Below are 20,568 nucleotides of genomic sequence, written 5' to 3' on the forward strand. Positions count from 1 at the left end.
CTCACGGCCCGGCTGCGCTCGTAGAACCGACGAGAGGGGCCCGCCCGCGGACATCCGCGGGCGGGCCCCTCTCGCACGTCCCGGCGCGTCCCGGCGCCTACTGGCGGGGGACGGCCTTGCCGTTCGTCGCGTCGATCACCTTGCGGTCGCCGAGCGGCTGCTGGAGCGTGCCCGTCACCGTCATCTCCTTCGCGACCAGGATGCAGGCCTGTCCCGGCTTGTTCGGGGTGTCCGTGATCTTGACCATCACCGTCTCGGGCTGCTCCCTGACCTCCAGGGCGTACGTGCTGCACACCCCGCCCCAGAAGTTCACGGTCAGCGTCCGGTCGGCCGAGGCGTACGAGAAACCGGGCACGGTCTGCCCCTTCGCGGGCGGGTCGACCGGCGTGGGCAGGTCCACCGGGGGAGCCTCCCCGGTCAGGGCCGCCGGCTGGGCCACCGTGTGGCCCGGGCCGCCGCCCTTGCCGGCCACCTCGAACAGCCAGGCCGGCACCAGCCCGCGCGCCCCGTCGACCGTGCCCGGAACCAGCCCCAGCTCGGCGCCCCGCACCGACTCCGTCCGCGTCGGCTTCATCGGCCGGGGCTCCGGGTTGCACGGCAGCGTGTCCGTGGCGCCGTCCGGGGAGTCCGGAGTCAGCGGGACGCTCGTGGCGCAGCCGCTGGGGCCGGGGTCCGTGGCGCCGCCGCCCCGGGACTTGTCGTTGAGCCGGGCCAGCGCGTCCACCGAGCCGATCACCGGCTGCTCGGCGGCGGCCCGCACCGGAGCCTTCAGCTCGCCACTGCCCGACACCACCTGGGAGTCCGCCCCGACGCCGATCCGGGTGGACCAGCCCTGCGTGGGCAGGCCGCCGATCACCGGGTCGGCCGTCACCAGGCGTACGGAGCCCTGCGCGATCCGGGCGTCGAGCGCCGCCGCACCCTGCCCCACGGCCGTCAGCACGGGCGCGGCGGCGGCCTTGGCGGCCTCCTCGGAGACGGGAGTGCCGCCGGTGCCGCCGTGCTCCCGACCCAGGTCCTGGGGGAGGGTGGCCGGGCCGCAGGTGTCCTTGCCGCGGACACAGTCGTCGCCGGCGCCGCCGACCTGGAAGCGGGAGTAGTTCCAGGTCCCGGGGGCCTTGAGGTTCACCGTCAGCCGGGGCCCGGAGCCGTCCGCCGTCTCCCCGGCCTGCCAGGTCTCCCCGACGAGCCGGGGCGCGCCCGAGATGCCCAGCGCCGTCGCGAGCCGCGCCACCTCGGCGGAGGTCACCTCACCGCTCGCCGCGAAGGCCGGCGCCGTGGCGGGGCCGTCGGGGAGGGGAACGTCGGCGGTGTACGTGACCCCGCCGCCGGAGGGGTCGGGCTCGCCGGGGGCGATGCCGGGCCCGGGCGGAGTGGGCACGGCCGCCGCCGCGCGGGGCGCGGAGGCCGCGCTGTCGGCCGTACGGCCCTCGCGCGCTCGTCCCTCGCCGTGCGCGACCGAAGCCCAGTACGCGGTGCCGCCGCCGGTGAGCAGGACGGCGGCCGCGATCGAACCGACGACCCAGACCGGCCGCCGTCGTGTGACACGTGACGCGCCTGGGGCGCCGAGCACCTCGGCCGCCCCGGCTCCCTCGGGTGCTTCCAGTCCATCGGAGTGTTCGCTGGTCACCGCATCGCTCCTTTGCCCGTCCCGCATGGGGTGATGCGGGTGTGACGGAACAGACGCGGATCCGGTTCCGCCGGGCCCGGCAAGATCCGAAAGAGACGGCCTAGTAGCCGTAGACCGCCGTGGAGGCGATCAGGCGGGCCGAGGCCGCCGGGACGCGGATCCCGTTGATCTGCGAAGGCGCCACCACCCGATCCGGCCGCCGATCGGCGGGAACCGGCCAGTGCGGGGCCATCCGGGCGCAGTCGCCCAGCAACTGTTCGAAGTCGGTGCCCGCCGCGTTCTCGGAGGTCCGGACGTGCCCGAAGCCATCGGTGTAGGTCATGGGGCACGGTAGGCACGCCACCGCGGGTGAAGAAAGAGCTACTACGGGGTAGTTTCGGCCGGTCGGCCGTTCGGCCCCCGACCGGGTAGTTTTGACTGTCCCCTCGCCTTCCCCCGCAGGAGCGTCCACGCCGTGCGTATCGCAGTCACCGGCTCCATCGCCACCGACCACCTCATGACCTTCCCCGGCCGCTTCGCCGACCAGTTGGTCGCGGACCAGTTGCACACGGTCTCCCTCTCCTTCCTCGTCGACAACCTCGACGTGCGGCGCGGCGGCGTCGGCCCGAACATCTGCTTCGGCATGGGGCAGCTCGGCGCCCGGCCGATCCTCGTCGGAGCCGCCGGCTCCGACTTCGACGAGTACCGCGCCTGGCTCGACCGCCACGGCGTCGACACCCAGTCCGTGCGGATCTCCGAGGTGCTGCACACCGCGCGCTTCGTCTGCACGACGGACGCCGACCACAACCAGATCGGCTCCTTCTACACGGGCGCGATGAGCGAGGCCCGCCTGATCGAGCTGAAGGCGGTCGCGGACCGGGTCGGCGGCCTGGACCTCGTCCTGATCGGCGCGGACGACCCCGAGGCGATGCTGCGCCACACGGAGGAGTGCCGTACGCGGGAGATCCCCTTCGCGGCGGACTTCTCGCAGCAGATCGCCCGGATGGACGGCGACAACATCCGCACCCTGATGGAGGGCGCGACGTACCTCTTCTCGAACGAGTACGAGAAGGGCCTCATCGAGGCGAAGTCCGGCTGGACCGACGCGGAGATCCTGGCCAAGGTCGGCACCCGCGTCACCACGCTCGGCTCGAACGGCGTCCGCATCGACCGGGTCGGCCACGACCCGATCGTGGTCGGCTGCCCGGAGGAGACCGCGAAGGTCGACCCGACGGGCGTCGGCGACGCGTTCCGCGCGGGCTTCCTGACGGGCCTGGGCTGGGGCGTCGGCCTGGAGCGGGCCGCGCAGGTCGGCTGCATGCTGGCCACGCTCGTCATCGAGACCCTCGGCACCCAGGAGTACACCCTGGGCCGGGCCCACTTCATGGAGCGCTTCACGAAGGCCTACGGCGACGAGGCCGCGGCGGAAGTCCAGTCCCACCTCCCGGCGTAGCCCCTCGCGGGGCCCGGCCCTGTCCCCGTGTGCGGGCGGGTGCGGGTGGCTCGGCCCTGCGGGGCGGAGTTCCCCTACCCGCCCTTCCACCGTTCCCCGGGCTCTGCCCGGGCCCGGTCCTCAAACGCCGGACGGGCCGAATTTTGCCGCTGCGCGGCAGATCCAGCCTCGCCGGCGTTTGAGGCGCGGGGTCCGGGGCGGAGCCCCAGGGGTCCGGGCGCAGCCCGGGGAACGGTGGAAGGGCGGGTAGGGGACAGCCCCGCAGGGCCGCCCCCCCGGGTCAGACCGCCCGGCGGACCGTGTACGCAGTACCGAGGGGACGCGGGGCTTCCCCCACGTACACCTGCCCCCGCATCGCGCACCACGCCGGAATGTCCAGCCGCGCCACCTCATCGTCCGACAGGACGGTCACAGTGCCACCCACCGGGACCCGGCCGATGGCCCGCGCCAGCTCGATCACCGGCTGCGGACACCGCAGGCCGAGGGTGTCCAGTTCCAGGGATTCGGCCTCCGGATCGGCGGCCAACACCGGTTCCGTCACGCCGAGTTGCTCGCGGATTCCCGCCACCAGCCCCGGCAGGACCTCCAGGAGGCCGTTGACCTCCGCCGCCGTCGTACCGGCCGGGAGGGAGACCCGTACGTTCCCCTCCGACAGCACCCCCATGGCCCGCAGGACATGGCTCGGCGTCAGCGTCGAGCTGGTGCACGAGGACCCGGAGGACACGGAGTAGCCGGCCCGGTCCAGCCCGTGGAGCAGGGTCTCCCCGTCCACGTACAGGCAGGAGAAGGTGACCAGGTGCGGGAGCCGGAGGTCCGGATGGCCCACCACCTCCACGTCCGGCACCAGGCGGGCCACCCGCCGCCGCAGCCGGTCCACCAGGATCCGCAGGCGGGCCGCCTCCGCGTCCGCCTCGGCCCGCACCGCCCGCAGGGAGGCCGCCGCGGCGACGGCCGCGGGCAGGTTGACGAAGCCGGGAGAGCGCCCCGACTCCCTTTCGTCGGCGGGGCCTTGGGGGGCGAAGCGCACGCCCTTGCGGACCGCCAGCAGGCCGATCCCGGCCGGGCCGCCCCATTTGTGGGCGCTCGCGCACAGCACCGACCAGTTCCCGGGGACCGGCCCCCAGCCCAGCGACTGCGCGGCGTCCACCAGCAACGGGACCCCGGCCGCGGAGCACACCTCGGCGACCTCCGCCACGGGCTGGACGGTGCCGACCTCGTGGTTGGCCGACTGGAGGCAGGCCAGCGCGGTGGAGGGGCCCACCCGTTCCCCGTAGGAGGAGGCACAGACCCGGCCGAACCGGTCCACGGGGACCTCCTCGACCCGCCCGCCGCCCGCCGCGTGGACCTCCGCCGCGTGCAGTACGGAGCTGTGTTCCACCGCTGATACGACCAGATGCCCGCCGACGCGCCGACGCCCCGCCAGGACCCCGGCCATGCCCGAGTGAACCGCGTGCGTCCCCGAAGGAGTGAACACGAGCTCGTCGGGGCGGCAGCCCACCGCCTCGGCCGCCGCCTCCCGCGCCGCGTCCAGCAGCAGCCGGGCCCGGCGCCCTTCGCGGTACAGCCGGGCCGGGTCGGCCCAGCCCTCGTCAAGGGAGGCCTGGAGCGCCTGCCGGGCCACGGGGTGCAGCGGGGCGGCGGACGCGGTGTCGAAGTACGGCATCCGGTCACGCTAACCGGCCGCCGCGCCGACGCCGCGCCGGCGTCGTGTCCGGCCGAGTTCAGGGGCCGTCAGATGCCGCCCAGACCCCGCCATTCGGGGCGCGTTGGGCCGTCCCCCGTACGGCGGATCCATCCCTTCGGGGTCAGTAACGGCGCGTTGGGCACCCTCCCCGCGCGACCCCAAATAGCGTCCAGTAGGGTTTGGTCCGCATAAACATCCAAACCCCTGCCTGCGTCAGGGCCGGCGACCGACCCGAATGCGGCCGCGGCCGGCCGCGCGGGCCGAGACTCTCGGGAAGGCGCTACGTGAGTCCCTACGGCTCCGACCGCTCGCCGCGGCGCCCGATGCGGCGGAAGCTGCTGCAGGCGCTGACTGCGGGCGTGGTCCTGGCGACCGCCACTGGTTGCTCGTATACATGGAAAGACTTCCCCCGCCTCGGATTGCCCACCCCGGTCACTGAAGAGGCGCCTCGCATCCTCTCGCTGTGGCAGGGGTCCTGGGCGGCCGCTCTGATCACTGGCATCCTCGTGTGGGGCCTGATCATGTGGAGCGTCATCTTCCACCGGCGCAGCCGGACCAAGGTCGAGGTTCCCCCGCAGACCCGGTACAACATGCCCATCGAGGCGCTGTACACCGTGGTCCCGCTCATCATCGTCTCGGTGCTCTTCTACTTCACCGCGCGCGACGAGTCGAAGCTGCTCTCCCTCTCCGCCAAGCCGACGCACACGATCAACGTGATCGGCTACCAGTGGAGCTGGGGCTTCAACTACGTCGAGGACGTCGACGGCGACGCGGCGACCCCGAAGGCGGGCGAGGTTCCCAAGGAACTCGCCGCCATTCCGGACCGCTACACCAAGGACTTCCCGGCGGGCGCCGAAGGCGTCTACACCAAGGGCGTCCCGAGCGACCGGAACGCGGAGACCGGCAACCCGGGCCCGACGCTCTGGCTGCCGAAGGGCGAGAAGGTCCGCTTCATCCTGTCGTCCAACGACGTCATCCACTCCTTCTGGGTGGTCCCCTTCCTGTTCAAGCAGGACGTCATTCCGGGGCACACCAACGTCTTCGAGGTCACCCCGACCCAAGAGGGCGTCTTCATGGGCAAGTGCGCCGAGCTCTGCGGTGTCGACCACTCCCGAATGCTCTTCAACGTCAAGGTCGTCTCCCCGGAGGCGTACAAGGCGCACCTGAAGGAGCTCGCGGAGAAGGGTCAGACCGGCTTCCTCCCGGCCGGCATCCAGCAGACCGACCCGGCCCGCAATGCTGAGGTGAACAAACTGTGAGCATCCTCAACCAGCCTCAGGGTGCCGAGGCCGACTCGTACGAGAACGAGTTGCCGGTACGGAGCAAGCAGCCGGGCAATGTCGTCGTGAAGTGGTTGACCACCACCGACCACAAGACCATCGGCACGATGTACCTGATCACGTCGTTCGTGTTCTTCCTCATCGGCGGTCTGCTGGCGCTCTTCATGCGCGCCGAGCTGGCCCGTCCGGGTACGCAGATCATGTCGAACGAGCAGTTCAACCAGGCGTTCACCATGCATGGCACGATCATGCTGCTGATGTTCGCCACCCCGTTGTTCGCCGGCTTCGCGAACTGGATCATGCCGCTGCAGATCGGCGCGCCCGACGTGGCGTTCCCGCGGCTGAACATGTTCGCGTACTGGCTGTACCTCTTCGGTTCGACCATCGCGGTGGCCGGCTTCATCACCCCCTCGGGTGCCGCCGACTTCGGCTGGTTCGCCTACTCCCCGCTGTCGGACGCCGTCCGCTCGCCGGGCATCGGCGCCGACATGTGGATCATGGGTCTGGCCTTCTCCGGCTTCGGCACGATCCTCGGCTCGGTCAACTTCATCACCACGATCATCTGCATGCGCGCCCCCGGCATGACGATGTTCCGCATGCCGATCTTCACCTGGAACGTGCTGCTGACCGGTGTCCTGGTCCTGCTCGCCTTCCCGGTGCTGGCCGCCGCGCTCTTCGCGCTGGAGGCCGACCGGAAGTTCGGCTCGCACATCTTCGACGCGGCCAATGGCGGCGCCCTCCTGTGGCAACACCTCTTCTGGTTCTTCGGACACCCAGAGGTGTACATCATCGCGCTGCCGTTCTTCGGAATCGTTTCCGAGATCATTCCGGTCTTCTCGCGCAAGCCGATGTTCGGTTACATCGGCCTGATCGCCGCGACGATCTCGATCGCCGGCCTTTCGGTGACCGTGTGGGCCCACCACATGTACGTCACCGGCGGTGTGCTGCTGCCGTTCTTCTCCTTCATGACGTTCCTCATCGCGGTTCCGACCGGTGTGAAGTTCTTCAACTGGATCGGCACCATGTGGAAGGGCTCGCTGTCCTTCGAGACCCCGATGCTCTGGACGATCGGCTTCCTGGTCACCTTCACCTTCGGTGGCCTGACCGGCGTCATCCTGGCTTCGCCCCCGATGGACTTCCACGTCTCCGACTCGTACTTCGTCGTCGCGCACTTCCACTACGTCGTCTTCGGCACCGTTGTCTTCGCGATGTTCGCGGGCTTCCACTTCTGGTGGCCGAAGTTCACGGGCAAGATGCTGGACGAGCGCCTCGGCAAGATCACCTTCTGGACGCTGTTCATCGGCTTCCACGGCACCTTCCTGGTGCAGCACTGGCTGGGCGCCGAGGGCATGCCGCGTCGTTACGCGGACTACCTCGCGGCGGACGGCTTCACGCTGCTGAACACGATCTCGACGATCAGCTCGTTCGTGCTGGGCCTGTCGATGCTCCCCTTCATGTACAACGTCTGGAAGACGGCGAAGTACGGCAAGAAGGTCGAGGTCGACGACCCGTGGGGCTACGGCCGTTCGCTCGAATGGGCGACGTCTTGCCCGCCGCCGCGGCACAACTTCCTCACCCTGCCGAGGATCCGGTCCGAATCCCCGGCATTCGATCTGCACCACCCCGAGATCGCGGCCCTCGACCACCTTGAGGACCACTCCGTGGCCGCCAAGGCCGTCGCTGGTGGCAAGGAGGCCGGCAAGTGAAGATCCAGGGCAGGATGTTCCTGTGGCTCGCCGCCTTCATCCTGATCATGACCGTCGTGTACGGCGTGTGGTCCAAGGAGCCGGTCGGCACCACCGCGCTCGCGCTGGCCTTCGGCCTGAGCGCCATGATCGGCTACTACCTGGCCTTCACGGCCGCGCGCGTGGACGAGATGGCCCAGGACAACCTGGAGGCCGACGTCGCCGACGAGGCGGGCGAGCTGGGGTTCTTCTCCCCGCACAGCTGGCAGCCGCTCTCGCTGGCCATCGGTGGCGCCTTCGCCTTCATGGGCGTCGTCTTCGGCTGGTGGCTGATGTACTTCTCGGCGCCGCTGATCCTCGTGGGTCTGTGGGGCTGGGTGTACGAGTACTACCGCGGCGAGAACCAGAACCAGTAGCCGCACCCGCGGATCCGCTCCCCGGAGCGGCCGCAGCGTGAGACCAGGGGCCCGGACACCTCCAATGGAGGAGTCCGGGCCCCTCGTTTGCAGTCACCCCGCGCGCCGTAATTGTCATATCTTCATAGCGTTGGCTCCATGAACCAGTCACCGCGTCTTTGGACCGTTATCGGCTGCTCCCTGCTGGTCGCGTCCCTCGGGGCCGGCGCCACCGCATGCGGGTCGGGCGACGACAGCCCGCTGTCCGCCCGCCCCTACGACGCGGGCGACCAAGTCGCCCTCAACCAGTCCTCCGGCAGTCGCCCGGTCGACCCGGACCGGCCCCTGGAAGTCACCGCCAAGAGCGGCGAAGGCCGGATCACCGACGTGAGCGCCGTGGACACCCACGGACGCCGCCTGGCGGGCGAGTTGTCCGCCTCCGGCGACCGCTGGCACAGCACCGTCCCGATGGCCGCCGGCGTCCGGTACACCGTCCTCGTGAGCACCGAGGACGAACGGGGCGCCCCCGGGCAGCGCACGCTCGCCTTCGACACCACCCCGGCCCAGAAGGTCCTCAAGGTCGAATTCGGCCCGGACGAGGGCAAGTACGGCGTCGGACAGCCCCTCACGGCCGAACTCAACGAACCCGTGAAGGACAAGGCCGCACGCGCCGTCATCGAGCGGGGCCTGGTCGTCGACGCCCCGCCGGGAGCCGTGGGCGCCTGGCACTGGGTGGATGACAAGAAGCTCCACTACCGGCCCAAGGACTACTGGCCCGCCAACACCACCGTGTCCGTCCGGAGCAATCTGGAGGGCATCAAGATCGCCGACGACCTGCACGGCGCCGCCTCCAAGCCGCTGAAGCTGGAGATCGGCGACCGCGTCGAGGTCACCACGGACGCCTCCTCGCACTGGATGACGTTCCGGCGCAACGGAGAAGTGATCAATTCCATTCCGGTGACCACCGGCAAGCCCGGGTTCTCCACCCGCAACGGCGTCAAGGTGGTGCTCGGCAAGCAGTACTACGTCCAGATGCGCGGCGACACCGTGGGCATCGGCGGCAGCGAGTACTACAACCTGCCCGTCTACTACGCGACGCGCGTCACCTGGAGCGGTGAATACGTCCACGCCGCGCCGTGGTCCGTCGGCTCCCACGGCTACGCCAACGTCAGCCACGGCTGCACCGGCATGAGCACGGGCAACGCCGCCTGGTTCTACGAGAACATCACCGAAGGCGACATCGTCCGCGTCATCAACAGCATCGGCGACGACATGGACACCTTCGGCAACGGCTTCGGCGACTGGAACATGGACTGGAAGGACTGGCGCGAGGGCAGCGCCCTCCTCAAGGGCACCCAGGAGGGCCGCAGCCCGGTCGACCAGGCCCGCCTGCGCCCGCAGGTGTAACCACCGGGCCAGGAGCGCCGGGAGAGGCCGCTGCCGGGGCACGGGGGCCCGTACGGACCGTACGGGCCCCCGTGCCCCGGTACGCGCCGGTAGAGGCCCGCGCGGGGCCGTACGGGCCCCGTGGGCCCTTGTGGGCCCCATGGGCCGCCTGGGCCCCGCTACGCCGCCGGCGAGAGCCTCGCGCGCAGCAGACCCGCCAGGGCCTGCGCGAAGTCCACCGGATCAACCGGAAGGGTGACCGCGGCGTCCGCGCGGCTCCAGGTGGCCAGCCAGGCGTCCTGCGGACGGCCCATCAGGAGCAGGACGGGCGGGCACTGGAAGATCTCGTCCTTGATCTGCCGGCACACCCCCATCCCCCCGGCCGGAACCGCCTCGCCGTCCAGCACGCACACGTCGATGCCGCCCGCGTCCAGCTCCTTCAGGACGGCCGGAAGCGTGGCGCACTCCAGGAACTCCACCGGCGGCAGGTCTGCGGCCGGCCTGCGCCCGGCCGCCAGCCGCACCTGCTCCCGGGTGCCCGCGTCGTCGCTGTAGACCAGAACCCGCGCAGTCGCCCGCATTTCGTTCCTCCACGTGTCCCGTGAATCACGTTGATGTTGCGCGGGATGCTACTCCGTCCGACCCGGTGTCAACATCGGTTCGCGCAGCCTCGCCCCGGGATCGCCGGCGGGCGTCCGAAGGGCGATCTGATGGGCCGTTCGGGCCTTGCACACGCCCCTGACACTCCGAACGGCACCCCCCGGGGTGAGGGCGGGATAAGGGACCGACATAATGTCGGTCGTGGCGACAGCAACGACAGTAGATACCGGGCACGCGCACCCGACGGTCAACAGGCCGAACCTCGTCAGCGTGGGAACCATCATCTGGTTGAGTTCCGAGCTGATGTTCTTCGCGGCCCTCTTCGCGATGTACTTCACCCTGCGATCCGTGACAGGCGCCGAGTACTGGACAGAACAGGCTTCGGCCTTGAATCTGCCCTTCTCGGCGACGAACACGACGATCCTGGTGCTTTCCTCGCTCACCTGCCAGCTCGGCGTATTCGCCGCCGAGCGCGGTGACGTGAAGAAGCTCAGGACGTGGTTCATCATCACGTTCGTCATGGGTGCGATCTTCATTGGCGGCCAGGTGTTCGAGTACACCGAGCTGGTCATGCACGAGGGCATGAGCCTCTCGTCCGGTCCGTACGGCTCGGTCTTCTACCTGACCACCGGCTTCCACGGTCTGCACGTGACGGGCGGTCTCATCGCCTTCCTGCTGGTCCTCGGCCGGACGTACGCGGCCAAGAGGTTCACCCACGAACAGGCCACGTCGGCCATCGTCGTGTCCTACTACTGGCACTTCGTCGATGTCGTCTGGATCGGCCTCTTCGCAACGATCTACCTGATCAAGTAGCGAACACGTCGCCGGGCCCGACCCGGCACTCCATCCAGACACACCGACGCAGAAGATCCTGACACCGGGGTAATCCGTGAAAAAGCTCTCCGCACGACGACGCCATCCGCTGGCGGCGGTCGTCGTTCTACTCTTCGCGCTGGCGGTTACCGGGGGGCTGTACAGCGCCTTCGCGCCCGCGGGCAATGCGAAGGCCGACGAAACCGTCCAGTCCCTCGCCATCGAGGAGGGCCAGAAGCTCTACGCCGTCGGCTGCGCAAGCTGCCACGGGACCGGCGGTCAGGGTTCCTCTGACGGCCCCAGCCTGGTTGGCGTCGGCTCCGCTGCCGTCGACTTCCAGGTCATGACGGGCCGTATGCCCGCCCAGCAGCCCGGCGCCCAGGTGCCGAAGAAGCCCGTCATCTACACCCAGGCGCAGACCGACCAGCTCGCCGCGTACATCGCGTCCCTCGGAGCCGGCCCGATCGTGCCGACCGAGAAGCAGTACGACCCGGCGGGTGCCGACATCGCGAAGGGTGGCGAGCTGTTCCGCAACAACTGCGCGCAGTGCCACAACTTCACGGGCGAGGGCGGCGCACTGACGAACGGCAAGTACGCCCCCAACCTTGAGGGCGTCGAGCCGAAGCACGTCTACGAGGCCATGCTCACCGGCCCGCAGAACATGCCCTCCTTCCCCGACAGCACCATGCCGGAGAAGCAGAAGAAGGACATCATCGCGTACCTCCAGCACGTGAACGGCGAGAAGTCGACCAACCCCGGTGGCCTCAAGCTCGGTGGCCTCGGCCCCGTCTCCGAGGGTCTCTTCGGCTGGATCTTCGGACTGGGTGCGCTGATCGCTGTCGCCGTCTGGGTCGCGGCCCACACCGCTAAGGCCAAGAAGTCATGAGTAGCCAAGACATTCCCGAAGAGAACCACCTGCCGAGCGAGCAGGGCGACGCGCACCACGGCGACGTGGCAGTGCCGGACAGCGACCCGTTCGCCGACCCCGGCCTGCCGGTCCACCGGCCGCGGATCCAGGACATCGACGAGCGGGCCGCGAAGCGCTCCGAGCGCACGGTGGCCTTCCTGTTCACGCTGTCGATGCTGGCGACGATCGCCTTCATCGCCTCGTTCGTGATCCTGCCGGTCGACAAGATCGTCTACATCTTCCCCATCGGGAAGGTGAGCGCTCTGAACTTCGCCCTCGGCGTGAGCCTCGGCGCGGCCCTCTTCTGCATCGGCGCGGGCGCGGTCCACTGGGCCCGCACCCTGATGTCCGACGTGGAGGTCGCCGCCGAGCGCCACGAGATCGCGGCCCCGGCCGAGGTCAAGGCGCAGGTCATGCAGGACTTCGCGGACGGCGCGCGCGAGTCGGCCATCGGCCGCCGCCCGCTGATCCGCAACACGATGTTCGGTGCGCTGGCCCTGCTGCCGCTCTCCGCCGTCGTGATCCTGCGCGACCTGGGCCCGCTGCCCGAGGACAAGCTGCGCAAGACCATCTGGGCGAAGGGCAAGATGCTCATCAACCAGAACACGATGGAGCCGCTGCGGCCCGAGGACATCGTCGTCGGTTCGCTGACCTTCGCCATGCCGGAAGGCCTGGAGGAGGACGCGCACGACTTCCAGATCCAGATCGCCAAGGCCGCCCTGATGATCGTCCGTATCCAGCCGGAGAACATCAAGGACAAGAAGGAACTGGAGTGGTCCCACGACGGGATCGTGGCCTACTCCAAGATCTGCACCCACGTCGGCTGCCCGATCAGCCTGTACGAGCAGCAGTCGCACCACGTGCTCTGCCCGTGCCACCAGTCCACCTTCGACCTCTCCGACGGCGCCCGAGTCATCTTCGGCCCGGCTGGTCACGCGCTCCCGCAGCTGCGGATCGGCGTCAATGACGAAGGTTTCCTCGAGGCGCTCGGCGACTTCGAAGAGCCCGTCGGTCCCTCTTTCTGGGAGCGCGGATGAGCACTGCCACTCAAACCAAAGAGCGCAAGGCTCCGGCCGGCGAGCGCGTAGCCGACTGGGCCGACGGCCGGCTGGGCATCTACAGCCTCGCCAAGGCCAACATGCGCAAGATCTTCCCGGACCACTGGTCCTTCATGCTGGGCGAGATCTGCCTCTACAGCTTCATCATCCTCATCCTCACGGGTGTGTACCTGACGCTGTTCTTCCACCCGAGCATGAACGAAGTGCACTACGACGGTTCGTACATCCCCATGCAGGGTGTCGCGATGTCGGAGGCCTTCAAGTCGACCCTGGAAATCAGCTTCGACGTCCGCGGCGGTCTGCTCATCCGGCAGATCCACCACTGGTCGGCGCTGATCTTCATCGCGGCGATGCTCGTGCACATGATGCGCGTGTTCTTCACCGGCGCGTTCCGCAAGCCGCGTGAGGTCAACTGGGTCTTCGGCTTCCTGCTGCTGGTCCTCGGCATGTTCACCGGTTTCACCGGTTACTCCCTGCCGGACGACCTGCTCTCGGGCACCGGTGTCCGCTTCATGGAAGGCGCGATGCTGTCCGTGCCGATCGTGGGCACGTACCTGTCGTTCTTCTTCTTCGGCGGGGAGTTCCCCGGCGGCGACTTCGTGGGCCGGCTCTACTCGGTGCACATCCTGCTGCTGCCCGGCATCATGATGGGCCTGCTGGTGGCCCACCTGATCCTGGTCTTCTACCACAAGCACACCCAGTTCGCGGGCCCCGGCAAGACGGAGAAAAACGTCGTCGGCATGCCGCTGCTCCCGGTCTACATGGCCAAGGCCGGAGGCTTCTTCTTCCTGGTCTTCGGTGTCATCGCGCTGATCGCGGGCATCGCCTCGATCAACCCGATCTGGGCGCTCGGCCCGTACCGCCCGGACCACGTGTCCACCGGTGCGCAGCCCGACTGGTACATGGGCTTCTCCGAGGGCCTGATCCGTGCCATGCCCGGCTGGGAGATCAACATCTGGGGCCACACCCTGGCCCTGGGCGTGTTCATTCCGTTCACGATCTTCCCGCTGGTCCTGGCCACCATCGCGGTCTACCCGTTCATCGAGTCCTGGGTCACCGGGGACAAGCGCGAGCACCACATCCTGGACCGCCCGCGCAACGCCCCGACGCGCACGGGCTTCGGTGTGGCATGGCTGACGTGGTACGTCATCCTGCTGATCGCCGGTGGAAACGACATGTTCGCGCAGTACTTCCACCTGTCGATCAACTCGATCACCTGGTTCGCCCGCATCGGGTTCTTCGTCGGTCCGGTCATCGCGTTCATCATCACCAAGCGGATCTGCCTCGGCCTCCAGCGCCGGGACCGGGACAAGGTGCTGCACGGTCGCGAGACCGGCATCATCAAGCGCCTGCCGCACGGTGAGTTCGTCGAGGTCCACGAGCCGCTCTCGCAGGGCCAACTGCACACGCTCACCTCGTACGAGCAGTACGAGCCCGCCGAGATCGGCCCCACGGTCGACGAGAACGGTGTCGAGCGCAAGGTGAAGCCGCTGGAGAAGCTCCGCGCCAAGCTCAGCAAGGGCTACTACGGGGAGAACAACCAGATCCCGAAGCCCACCGTCGAGGAGTACAAGGAGATCCAGAGCGGCCACGGCCACCACTGATCTCCCGCAACACGGCTTCACACGCTTCGTATGCTTCACGCATGACTGCTAGAGGGACTGGTTTCGGTCAGTCCTGGTGTCGCCACGGCGAGAGCCCCGTCCAGCGTCTGGACGGGGCTCTTTGCCGTCCCCGGGGCTGGATAGGCTGAAGCCCTTCCCATTCCACGTGGAATCCTTCACGAGCAGCAGGAGCGGACCATGAACCTGGTGACCCCGGCAGGCGGCGACAGCGTGGCGGCCCGCGGCTGGCCGGGCCTTCTGGACGCCCTGCTGAGCGGCCGGGACCTCGGCGCCGACGACACGGCCTGGGCCATGGACCGGATCATGCGCGGGGAGGCCACCGATGCCCAGATCGCAGGCTTCGCCGTCGCCCTGCGGGCCAAGGGGGAGACCGTGGCCGAGATCAACGGCCTGGTCCGCGCCATGTACGAACACGCCAACCTGATCGAGGTGCCGGGCCGGACGGTGGACATCGTCGGCACCGGCGGCGACGGGGCCAAGACGGTCAACATCTCCACGATGTCGGCCGTCGTGGTGGCCGGTACGGGCGCCAAGGTGGTCAAGCACGGCAACCGGGCCGCGTCCTCCGCGAGCGGCTCCTCGGACGTCCTGGAGAAGCTGGGCGTCAACCTCGACCTCACCCCCGCGCGGGTCGCGGAGGTCGCCGAGGAGGCCGGGATCACCTTCTGCTTCGCGGTCAAGTTCCACCCCGCGCTACGGCACGTGGCGGCGGCCCGCCGCGAGCTCGGCATCCGCACCACCTTCAACTTCCTCGGCCCGCTGACCAACCCGGCCCGGGTCCGCGCGCAGGCCACCGGTGTGGCCGACGCGCGGGTGGCCCCGATCGTCGCGGGCGTCCTGGCGGAGCGGGGCTCCTCGGCGCTGGTCTTCCGCGGTGACGACGGGCTCGACGAGCTCACCACCACGGCGACCTCCCGGGTCTGGTGGGTCCGCGACGGCGAGGTCCGGGAGCAGGGCTTCGACCCGCGCGACATCGGCATCCCGCTGGTGGACGTCTCCGCGCTGGGAGGCGCGGACGCCTCGTACAACGCGGACGTGGCCCGGCGCCTGCTGGCCGGCGAGACCGGCCCGGTACGCGACGCGGTGCTCCTGAATTCGGCGGCGGCACTGGTCGCGCTGGACCCGGGTGCGGGGACCCTGGAGGAGCAGCTCGCCGCCGGTGTCGTACGGGCGGCGGAGTCGGTGGACTCGGGCGCGGCCCGCGAAGCGCTGGCCCGCTGGGTGGCGGCGAGCAACGCGTAGGGATCCGGCCAAGATCCAGTACTGGCCCCGGTCCGCCATGTGGACCGGGGCCTTGCGTTCGGAAGATCGTGTGGCAGGATGCTCCACAGGTCACGAGTGACAGCGTTTAGGCCCCGGCTTGCTGTCCGGCAACCCTCCTTCCGTGGCGGGGTGCCCCGGGTGATGACCAGGTCGTAGGCAGTGAGGTCTACGGCAAGCGCGGATCCCTCACACCTCTTATCGGGGTGCTTGGCCAGGGGTCCTGGTCCTCGAGGAGCGTTTTCCGTGAGCAAGCGAATGCGATAGGGCGACTCCGCCCCCTCTTCACCCCCGGAACAGGGTCACTTCCGCGTACCCGCAGCACGTCTGCCTACGCCGGCCGATCCACACCCCGGGGCACTCCCGTACCCCGAACGGCCGCAGAGCCGTATCCGCGTACGGGCACACCGAAGCCATTCACACCTGCCTGCCGGGAGATACCGCCATGTCCGCAACCCTGAACGCCGCCACCGTCACCGCTGCCACCACCGTCGACCCCGCCTGCGCCGAGCCGCTGGCGGTCCTCGGCCGCGAGGTCACCGTGCCGCTCGTCACCGGTGGCGAGGTCACCTACGCCGCTCTCGACTACGCGGCCAGCGCCCCCGCGCTGCAGCGGGTCTGGGACGACGTGGCCGCGTACGCCCCGTACTACGGCAGCGTCCACCGCGGCGCCGGATACCTCTCGCAGCTCTCCACCGACCTGTTCGAGCAGAGCCGCGTCACCGTCGCCGAGTTCCTCGACTGCCGGCCCTCCGACCAGGTGATCTTCACCCGGTCCACCACCGACTCCCTCAACCTGCTCGCCGCCGTGCTCCCGGCCGGCTGCCAGGTCTTCGTCTTCGAGACCGAGCACCACGCCTCGCTGCTCCCCTGGACGAACGCGCAGGTCACCTACCTCGACGCCCCCCGCACCCCGGACGAGGCCGTCGCCACCCTGGAGCGCGCCCTGGCCGACCGCGACCCTTACGGCCCGGCGCTGGTCTGCGTCACCGGAGCCTCCAACGTCACCGGCGAGCTGTGGCCCGTCAAGGAACTCGCCGCCGCCGCGCACGCCCACGGCGCCCGGATCGTCCTGGACGCCGCCCAGCTGGCCCCGCACCACCCCGTCTCGGTCCAGGACCTCGACGTGGACTGGGTCGCCTTCTCCGGCCACAAGCTCTACGCGCCCTTCGGCTCGGGCGTGCTCGCCGGCCGCGCGGACTGGCTGCAGGAGGCCGACCCGTACCTCGCGGGCGGCGGCGCCTCCCGCAAGGTCGCCCGCCGCGAGGACGGCGGCGTGGACGTCGAGTGGCACACCACCGCCGCCCGCCACGAGGCCGGCTCCCCGAACGTGATCGGCGTCTACTCCATCGCCTCCGCCTGCAAGGCCCTCAACGAGGCCGGCTTCGAGAACCTCGTCGCCCGCGAGCAGCGGCTCATCGCCAAGGTCCGCGAAGGCCTCGCCGAGGTCCCGGCGGTCCGCGTGCTGTCCCTCTTCGGCGACGACGCCCCCCGCGTCGGCGTCATCTCCTTCGTCGTCGACGGCTGGAACAGCTCGCACTTCGCGGCCGCGCTCTCCGCCGAGTACGGCATCGGCGTCCGCGACGGCCTGTTCTGCGCCCACCCGCTGGTCCGCACCCTGCTCGGCAGCGAGCCGCAGTCCCAGGGCGAGTGTGGAGCCCCGGAGGCGGCCCCGGGGGAGCGCTCGCTCAACGCGATCCGCGTCAGCTTCGGCGCCGGAACCCCCGACGAGCACGTCGAGCGCTTCGTCCACGCGGTGAAGGAGCTCGTCGCGGACGGCGCCAAGTGGCAGTACCGCACCGAAGAGGGCCGCTGCGTCCCGGCCGTCTGAGAGGCTGCGGGGCATGACCTACCGGGACCCGGTACCGACCGTGCGGTCCTGCGTGCCGGGTGCCTCGCGGACCACCTGCGCGGCTGTCTCTTCCGGCTGGGAAACGGCCGCCCCGCCCGGCCGGGCGATCCGCTGCCCGAGCTCCGAAGGGCTACGCGTCCAGGCCGATCGCGAAGGCCGCTTCCAGGTCGTGCTGGGAGTAGGTGCGGAACGCCACGTGGGTGTCGGTCGCCTCGACGCCCGGGATCTTGCTGATGCGGCCGGGGATGATGTCGGCCAGGTCCTCGTGCCGGGACACCCGGACCAGCGCGATGAGGTCGTAGGTGCCGGTGACGGAGTAGACCTCGCTGACGCTGTCCAGTGCGGCGATGGCCTCGGCGATCTCGGGGATCCGGTCCACGCTGGTCTTGATGAGCACGAGTGCGGTGATCACGGTTGGCTGTCTCCCTCGACGGCAGTCACTGGTCGGCCCACTCTAGTCCCACCCCGGTAGCGGGCCCACGCGTAGAGGAAGCCCACCGAGAAGCCCACCACGTGGGCCAGATAGGCGACTCCGGGCCCGCTCGCCGCCCGGTGCGCCGCCAGCCACTGCAGGCCGAACCAGAACATCAGCACGATCCACGCGGGGAAGCGCAGCGGCAGGAAGAACAGGAACGGGAACAGGCTCGTCACCCGCGCCTTGGGGAAGAGGTACAGGAAGGCCCCCAGGACCGCGGAGATCGACCCGGAGGCCCCGACCAGGGTCTGGTCGGAGGAGGCGTAGGCCGCCGCGTACGCCGCCAGGGCCAGGTATCCCGTACAGACGTAGAAGCAGAGGAACACCGCCCGGCCCATGCGCCGCTCCGTCATCGCCCCGAAGACGTAGAGGAAGAGCATGTTGCCCAGCAGGTGCAACCAGCTTCCGTGCACGAACAGGGCCGTGAGGGGGGTGAGCGCCGCCCGGCCCGAGCCGGTGAACAGCTCGTCGGGGACCACGCCCCAGCGCCGGAAGTACGCCGTCCCGTTGGCCAGCAGCTGGTCGCCCGTCCCGTAGACCGGATTCAGCCCCGACGCCGGGCTCAGGACGAACACCACGCAGCAGCCGGCGATCAGCGCATGGGTGATCACCGGGCCCCGGGCGGCCTCGCGTACGGCCTGCCACCTTACGATCATGCGACCGAGCATGACCCAGCCGGGCCCACCGGCGGGTGCGGCAGGCCGTAGGGTTACGAGCTACGCACGCACGCACGTACCCGTGCCGACACGGGCGGGTGTATCGCGCGCGTTCGTGTAAGCGATAGAAGGATAGAAGGAGAGAGCGGCCTGATGACGGTTCCCCTGCCGACCGACACCACCCGGTGGCGCTGCACCCTGTGCGGCAACCTCACGCGTTTCGACGTCACCCGTTCGTCGAAGGTCGTGGAGTACGTCCACCTGGACCTCGCCGGGGAGCCCAAGGTCGAGGAGCGCGAGGTGGTCAATGAGACCATCGAGTCGGTGCGCTGCCGCTGGTGCAACGCGGTGGACCAGATCGAGCTCGTGGACAGGCCGGGCGCGGACTCCTGAAGGAGCCCCGCCCGCAGGTGAATGACGGTAGGGGTGACGGATTGTGGAGCCAGCAAGCGGCGCTGAGCCGGCCGACGCGGCCGGTGACGCCGCCGAGGTCCTCGACCGCCCGCTGCCGGAAGGCGTGCGGCGCCGGGTCGTCGCGCTCGTCTCAGACGCCTTCGGCGGTCTGACGGTCGCGGACCTCCCGGCGCAGCTGCGCCAGTACGCCCGTTTCACCCCGTCCCGGCGCGCCAAGTTCGCGGGCAACGCCATGGCCACGGCCGTGGAGAGCGACCCCGTCTTCCGGGGCCGGGTCGCCGAGAAGTTCCGCGAGGCGCAGGCCGACCTGGCCTCCGCGCTGGAGTCGGGCGCCCCGCCCGCCGCTGCCGATCCGCTGGACGTGGCGGCCGCCGCGTACGTGCTGCGGCCGGCCGGCTGGGTCAAGCTGGTCGCCGCCGCGGGCGAGGAGGCGCAGCGCGCCGACGCCGAGCGGGTCGACGAGGAGGCCCGCCGTGAGATGGGGCGGCTCCGCGAAGAGCTGGCCCACGTACGGGAACTGCAGCGCACCGGTGTCGACCAGGTACGGGTCGAGCTGGACGCGGCGCGCAAGGAAGCGGAATCGCTTCAGCGCAAGCTGCGCAGCGCGCTGAGCGACGTCAAGCGGGGCGACGCCGCCCTGCGCAAGATCAACGCGGAGGTCGACGGCATCCGCGCCGAGGCGGCCGCCCAGGTGACCACCGCCGAGAGCGAGACCCGGCGGCTCAAGTCCCGCCTCGCGGAGGTGGAATCGGCGCTGGAGACCTCCCGCCGGGCCACCCGCGAGGGGCGCAGCATCGAGGACATGAGGCTGCGGCTGCTGCTGGACACCGTGCTGGACGCCGCCGCGGGGCTGCGCCGGGAGCTCGCGCTGCCGCCGGTCTCCACGCGGCCCGCCGACACGGTGGAGGCCGTGGAGCCGGGCCGGATGACCCCCAAGGACATCGCGGCGCGGGCCCTGTCGGAGACCGACCCGGCACTGCTGGACCAGCTGCTGGCGCTCCCGCAGGCCCATCTGGTGGTCGACGGCTACAACGTCACCAAGACCGGCTACCCGACGATGCCGCTGGAGAAGCAGCGGCTGCGGCTGCTGGGCGGGCTGTCCATGCTCGCGGCGCAGACGGGCGCCGAGATGACCTGTGTCTTCGACGGGGCGGAGCTGGCGGCCCCCGTGCTGCTGGCGCCGCCGCGCGGGGTGCGGGTGCTGTTCTCGAAGGCGGGGGTGACGGCGGACGAGCTGATCCGCCAACTGGTGCGCGCCGAACCGTCCGGCCGTCCGGTGGTCGTGGTCTCCACGGACCGGGAGGTCGCCGACGGGGTGGCCAAGGTCGGGGCCCGGCCGGTGGCGTCCGCCTTGCTGCTGAAGCGGCTTTCGCGCGTTTCGTAACTGCTGGCGCATATGCCGGAATTGGCATGTGATCG

Annotated in this window: 19 protein-coding genes and 1 riboswitch; of the genes, 13 read left to right on the forward strand and 6 right to left on the reverse strand. The window is 70.0% G+C overall.

The window, feature by feature from the left end:
- Nucleotides 1-97: 97 nt before the first annotated feature.
- Nucleotides 98-1,627, reverse strand: coding sequence for a hypothetical protein (locus ACIQV3_RS03815; protein ID WP_403709443.1), 1,530 nt, complete (start codon nucleotides 1,625-1,627; stop codon nucleotides 98-100).
- A gap of 100 nt (nucleotides 1,628-1,727) precedes the next feature.
- Nucleotides 1,728-1,949, reverse strand: a complete 222-nt coding sequence (locus ACIQV3_RS03820) for a hypothetical protein (RefSeq protein ID WP_403709445.1) — start codon at nucleotides 1,947-1,949, stop codon at nucleotides 1,728-1,730.
- A 132-nt stretch (nucleotides 1,950-2,081) separates the two neighbouring features.
- On the opposite strand from ACIQV3_RS03820, the gene ACIQV3_RS03825 reads away from it, so the two are divergent.
- Nucleotides 2,082-3,059, forward strand: coding sequence for a carbohydrate kinase family protein (locus ACIQV3_RS03825; RefSeq protein ID WP_403709447.1), 978 nt, complete (start codon nucleotides 2,082-2,084; stop codon nucleotides 3,057-3,059).
- A gap of 280 nt (nucleotides 3,060-3,339) precedes the next feature.
- On the opposite strand, the gene ACIQV3_RS03830 is transcribed toward ACIQV3_RS03825, so the two are convergent.
- Nucleotides 3,340-4,722, reverse strand: a complete 1,383-nt coding sequence (locus ACIQV3_RS03830; RefSeq protein ID WP_403709449.1) for a cysteine desulfurase/sulfurtransferase TusA family protein — start codon at nucleotides 4,720-4,722, stop codon at nucleotides 3,340-3,342.
- Nucleotides 4,723-5,027: 305 nt separating this feature from the next.
- On the opposite strand from ACIQV3_RS03830, the gene coxB reads away from it, so the two are divergent.
- The 4 genes from coxB to ACIQV3_RS03850 all read left to right on the forward strand — a co-directional run bounded on the left by coxB (nucleotide 5,028) and on the right by ACIQV3_RS03850 (nucleotide 9,510).
- Nucleotides 5,028-6,002 carry a cytochrome c oxidase subunit II gene (gene coxB, locus ACIQV3_RS03835; RefSeq protein WP_403709451.1) on the forward strand — a complete coding sequence of 325 codons (975 nt, stop codon included), beginning with the start codon at nucleotides 5,028-5,030 and terminating at the stop codon, nucleotides 6,000-6,002.
- A complete protein-coding gene (gene ctaD / locus ACIQV3_RS03840; RefSeq protein ID WP_403709453.1) occupies nucleotides 5,999-7,729 on the forward strand; it encodes a cytochrome c oxidase subunit I in 1,731 nt (576 codons plus the stop codon). The genes coxB and ctaD overlap by 4 nt, the downstream gene beginning before the upstream one ends.
- Nucleotides 7,726-8,124, forward strand: coding sequence for a cytochrome c oxidase subunit 4 (locus tag ACIQV3_RS03845; protein ID WP_403709455.1), 399 nt, complete (start codon nucleotides 7,726-7,728; stop codon nucleotides 8,122-8,124). The genes ctaD and ACIQV3_RS03845 overlap by 4 nt, the downstream gene beginning before the upstream one ends.
- Before the next feature lie 138 nt (nucleotides 8,125-8,262).
- Entirely contained in the window at nucleotides 8,263-9,510 is a 1,248-nt protein-coding gene (locus tag ACIQV3_RS03850) for an Ig-like domain-containing protein (protein WP_403709457.1), read from the forward strand.
- 158 nt (nucleotides 9,511-9,668) lie between these two features.
- On the opposite strand, the gene ACIQV3_RS03855 is transcribed toward ACIQV3_RS03850, so the two are convergent.
- On the reverse strand, nucleotides 9,669-10,070 hold the full coding sequence (locus ACIQV3_RS03855; protein ID WP_250742508.1) for a hypothetical protein: 402 nt from the start codon (nucleotides 10,068-10,070) through the stop codon (nucleotides 9,669-9,671).
- Between the two features lie 211 nt (nucleotides 10,071-10,281).
- Here ACIQV3_RS03855 and ACIQV3_RS03860 point away from each other — a divergent pair, with 211 nt between their 5' ends.
- From ACIQV3_RS03860 to ACIQV3_RS03885, 6 genes are all read left to right on the forward strand, one after another.
- A complete protein-coding gene (locus tag ACIQV3_RS03860; protein WP_386522100.1) occupies nucleotides 10,282-10,902 on the forward strand; it encodes a heme-copper oxidase subunit III in 621 nt (206 codons plus the stop codon).
- A gap of 76 nt (nucleotides 10,903-10,978) precedes the next feature.
- Nucleotides 10,979-11,788, forward strand: coding sequence for a c-type cytochrome (locus tag ACIQV3_RS03865; RefSeq protein ID WP_403709460.1), 810 nt, complete (start codon nucleotides 10,979-10,981; stop codon nucleotides 11,786-11,788).
- Nucleotides 11,785-12,846 (forward strand): Rieske 2Fe-2S domain-containing protein, encoded by a 1,062-nt coding sequence (locus ACIQV3_RS03870; RefSeq protein ID WP_403709462.1) that lies wholly within the window; start codon nucleotides 11,785-11,787, stop codon nucleotides 12,844-12,846. Before ACIQV3_RS03865 ends, ACIQV3_RS03870 begins: the two co-directional genes overlap by 4 nt.
- Nucleotides 12,843-14,471, forward strand: coding sequence for a cytochrome bc complex cytochrome b subunit (locus ACIQV3_RS03875; protein ID WP_403709464.1), 1,629 nt, complete (start codon nucleotides 12,843-12,845; stop codon nucleotides 14,469-14,471). The genes ACIQV3_RS03870 and ACIQV3_RS03875 overlap by 4 nt, the downstream gene beginning before the upstream one ends.
- Before the next feature lie 198 nt (nucleotides 14,472-14,669).
- Nucleotides 14,670-15,734 (forward strand): anthranilate phosphoribosyltransferase, encoded by a 1,065-nt coding sequence (gene trpD, locus ACIQV3_RS03880; protein ID WP_403709466.1) that lies wholly within the window; start codon nucleotides 14,670-14,672, stop codon nucleotides 15,732-15,734.
- A gap of 88 nt (nucleotides 15,735-15,822) precedes the next feature.
- A riboswitch (SAM riboswitch) is annotated at nucleotides 15,823-15,939 on the forward strand.
- A 258-nt stretch (nucleotides 15,940-16,197) separates the two neighbouring features.
- Complete coding sequence (locus ACIQV3_RS03885) at nucleotides 16,198-17,583, forward strand: aminotransferase class V-fold PLP-dependent enzyme (RefSeq protein WP_403709468.1); 1,386 nt, start codon at nucleotides 16,198-16,200, stop codon at nucleotides 17,581-17,583.
- A 151-nt stretch (nucleotides 17,584-17,734) separates the two neighbouring features.
- Here ACIQV3_RS03885 and ACIQV3_RS03890 read toward each other — a convergent pair whose 3' ends face one another.
- Nucleotides 17,735-18,016 (reverse strand): Lrp/AsnC family transcriptional regulator, encoded by a 282-nt coding sequence (locus tag ACIQV3_RS03890; protein WP_243330042.1) that lies wholly within the window; start codon nucleotides 18,014-18,016, stop codon nucleotides 17,735-17,737.
- Nucleotides 18,013-18,735, reverse strand: a complete 723-nt coding sequence (locus tag ACIQV3_RS03895) for a rhomboid family intramembrane serine protease (RefSeq protein ID WP_403709470.1) — start codon at nucleotides 18,733-18,735, stop codon at nucleotides 18,013-18,015. Before ACIQV3_RS03895 ends, ACIQV3_RS03890 begins: the two co-directional genes overlap by 4 nt.
- Nucleotides 18,736-18,888: 153 nt before the next feature.
- Between ACIQV3_RS03895 and ACIQV3_RS03900 the strand changes: the two genes are divergently transcribed.
- Entirely contained in the window at nucleotides 18,889-19,128 is a 240-nt protein-coding gene (locus ACIQV3_RS03900; RefSeq protein ID WP_008738811.1) for a hypothetical protein, read from the forward strand.
- Nucleotides 19,129-19,168: 40 nt separating this feature from the next.
- A complete protein-coding gene (locus ACIQV3_RS03905) occupies nucleotides 19,169-20,533 on the forward strand; it encodes an NYN domain-containing protein (protein WP_403710134.1) in 1,365 nt (454 codons plus the stop codon).
- The last annotated feature ends 35 nt before the right edge of the window (nucleotides 20,534-20,568 follow it).

This window comes from Streptomyces sp. NPDC099050 (assembly GCF_044759865.1).
In the GTDB taxonomy this organism is placed as follows: domain Bacteria; phylum Actinomycetota; class Actinomycetes; order Streptomycetales; family Streptomycetaceae; genus Streptomyces.

Bases quoted from the DNA above. Each gene is read 5' to 3' on its own strand.
- ACIQV3_RS03820 (WP_403709445.1), bottom strand. From the start codon at position 1,949: ATGACCTACACCGATGGCTTCGGGCACGTCCGGACCTCCGAGAACGCG.
- ACIQV3_RS03830 (WP_403709449.1), bottom strand. From the start codon at position 4,722: ATGCCGTACTTCGACACCGCGTCCGCCGCCCCGCTGCACCCCGTGGCC.
- ACIQV3_RS03850 (WP_403709457.1), top strand. From the start codon at position 8,263: ATGAACCAGTCACCGCGTCTTTGGACCGTTATCGGCTGCTCCCTGCTG.
- ACIQV3_RS03855 (WP_250742508.1), bottom strand. From the start codon at position 10,070: ATGCGGGCGACTGCGCGGGTTCTGGTCTACAGCGACGACGCGGGCACC.
- ACIQV3_RS03860 (WP_386522100.1), top strand. From the start codon at position 10,282: ATGTCGGTCGTGGCGACAGCAACGACAGTAGATACCGGGCACGCGCAC.
- ACIQV3_RS03870 (WP_403709462.1), top strand. From the start codon at position 11,785: ATGAGTAGCCAAGACATTCCCGAAGAGAACCACCTGCCGAGCGAGCAG.
- ACIQV3_RS03875 (WP_403709464.1), top strand. From the start codon at position 12,843: ATGAGCACTGCCACTCAAACCAAAGAGCGCAAGGCTCCGGCCGGCGAG.
- trpD (WP_403709466.1), top strand. From the start codon at position 14,670: ATGAACCTGGTGACCCCGGCAGGCGGCGACAGCGTGGCGGCCCGCGGC.
- ACIQV3_RS03885 (WP_403709468.1), top strand. From the start codon at position 16,198: ATGTCCGCAACCCTGAACGCCGCCACCGTCACCGCTGCCACCACCGTC.
- ACIQV3_RS03895 (WP_403709470.1), bottom strand. From the start codon at position 18,735: ATGATCGTAAGGTGGCAGGCCGTACGCGAGGCCGCCCGGGGCCCGGTG.
- ACIQV3_RS03900 (WP_008738811.1), top strand. From the start codon at position 18,889: ATGACGGTTCCCCTGCCGACCGACACCACCCGGTGGCGCTGCACCCTG.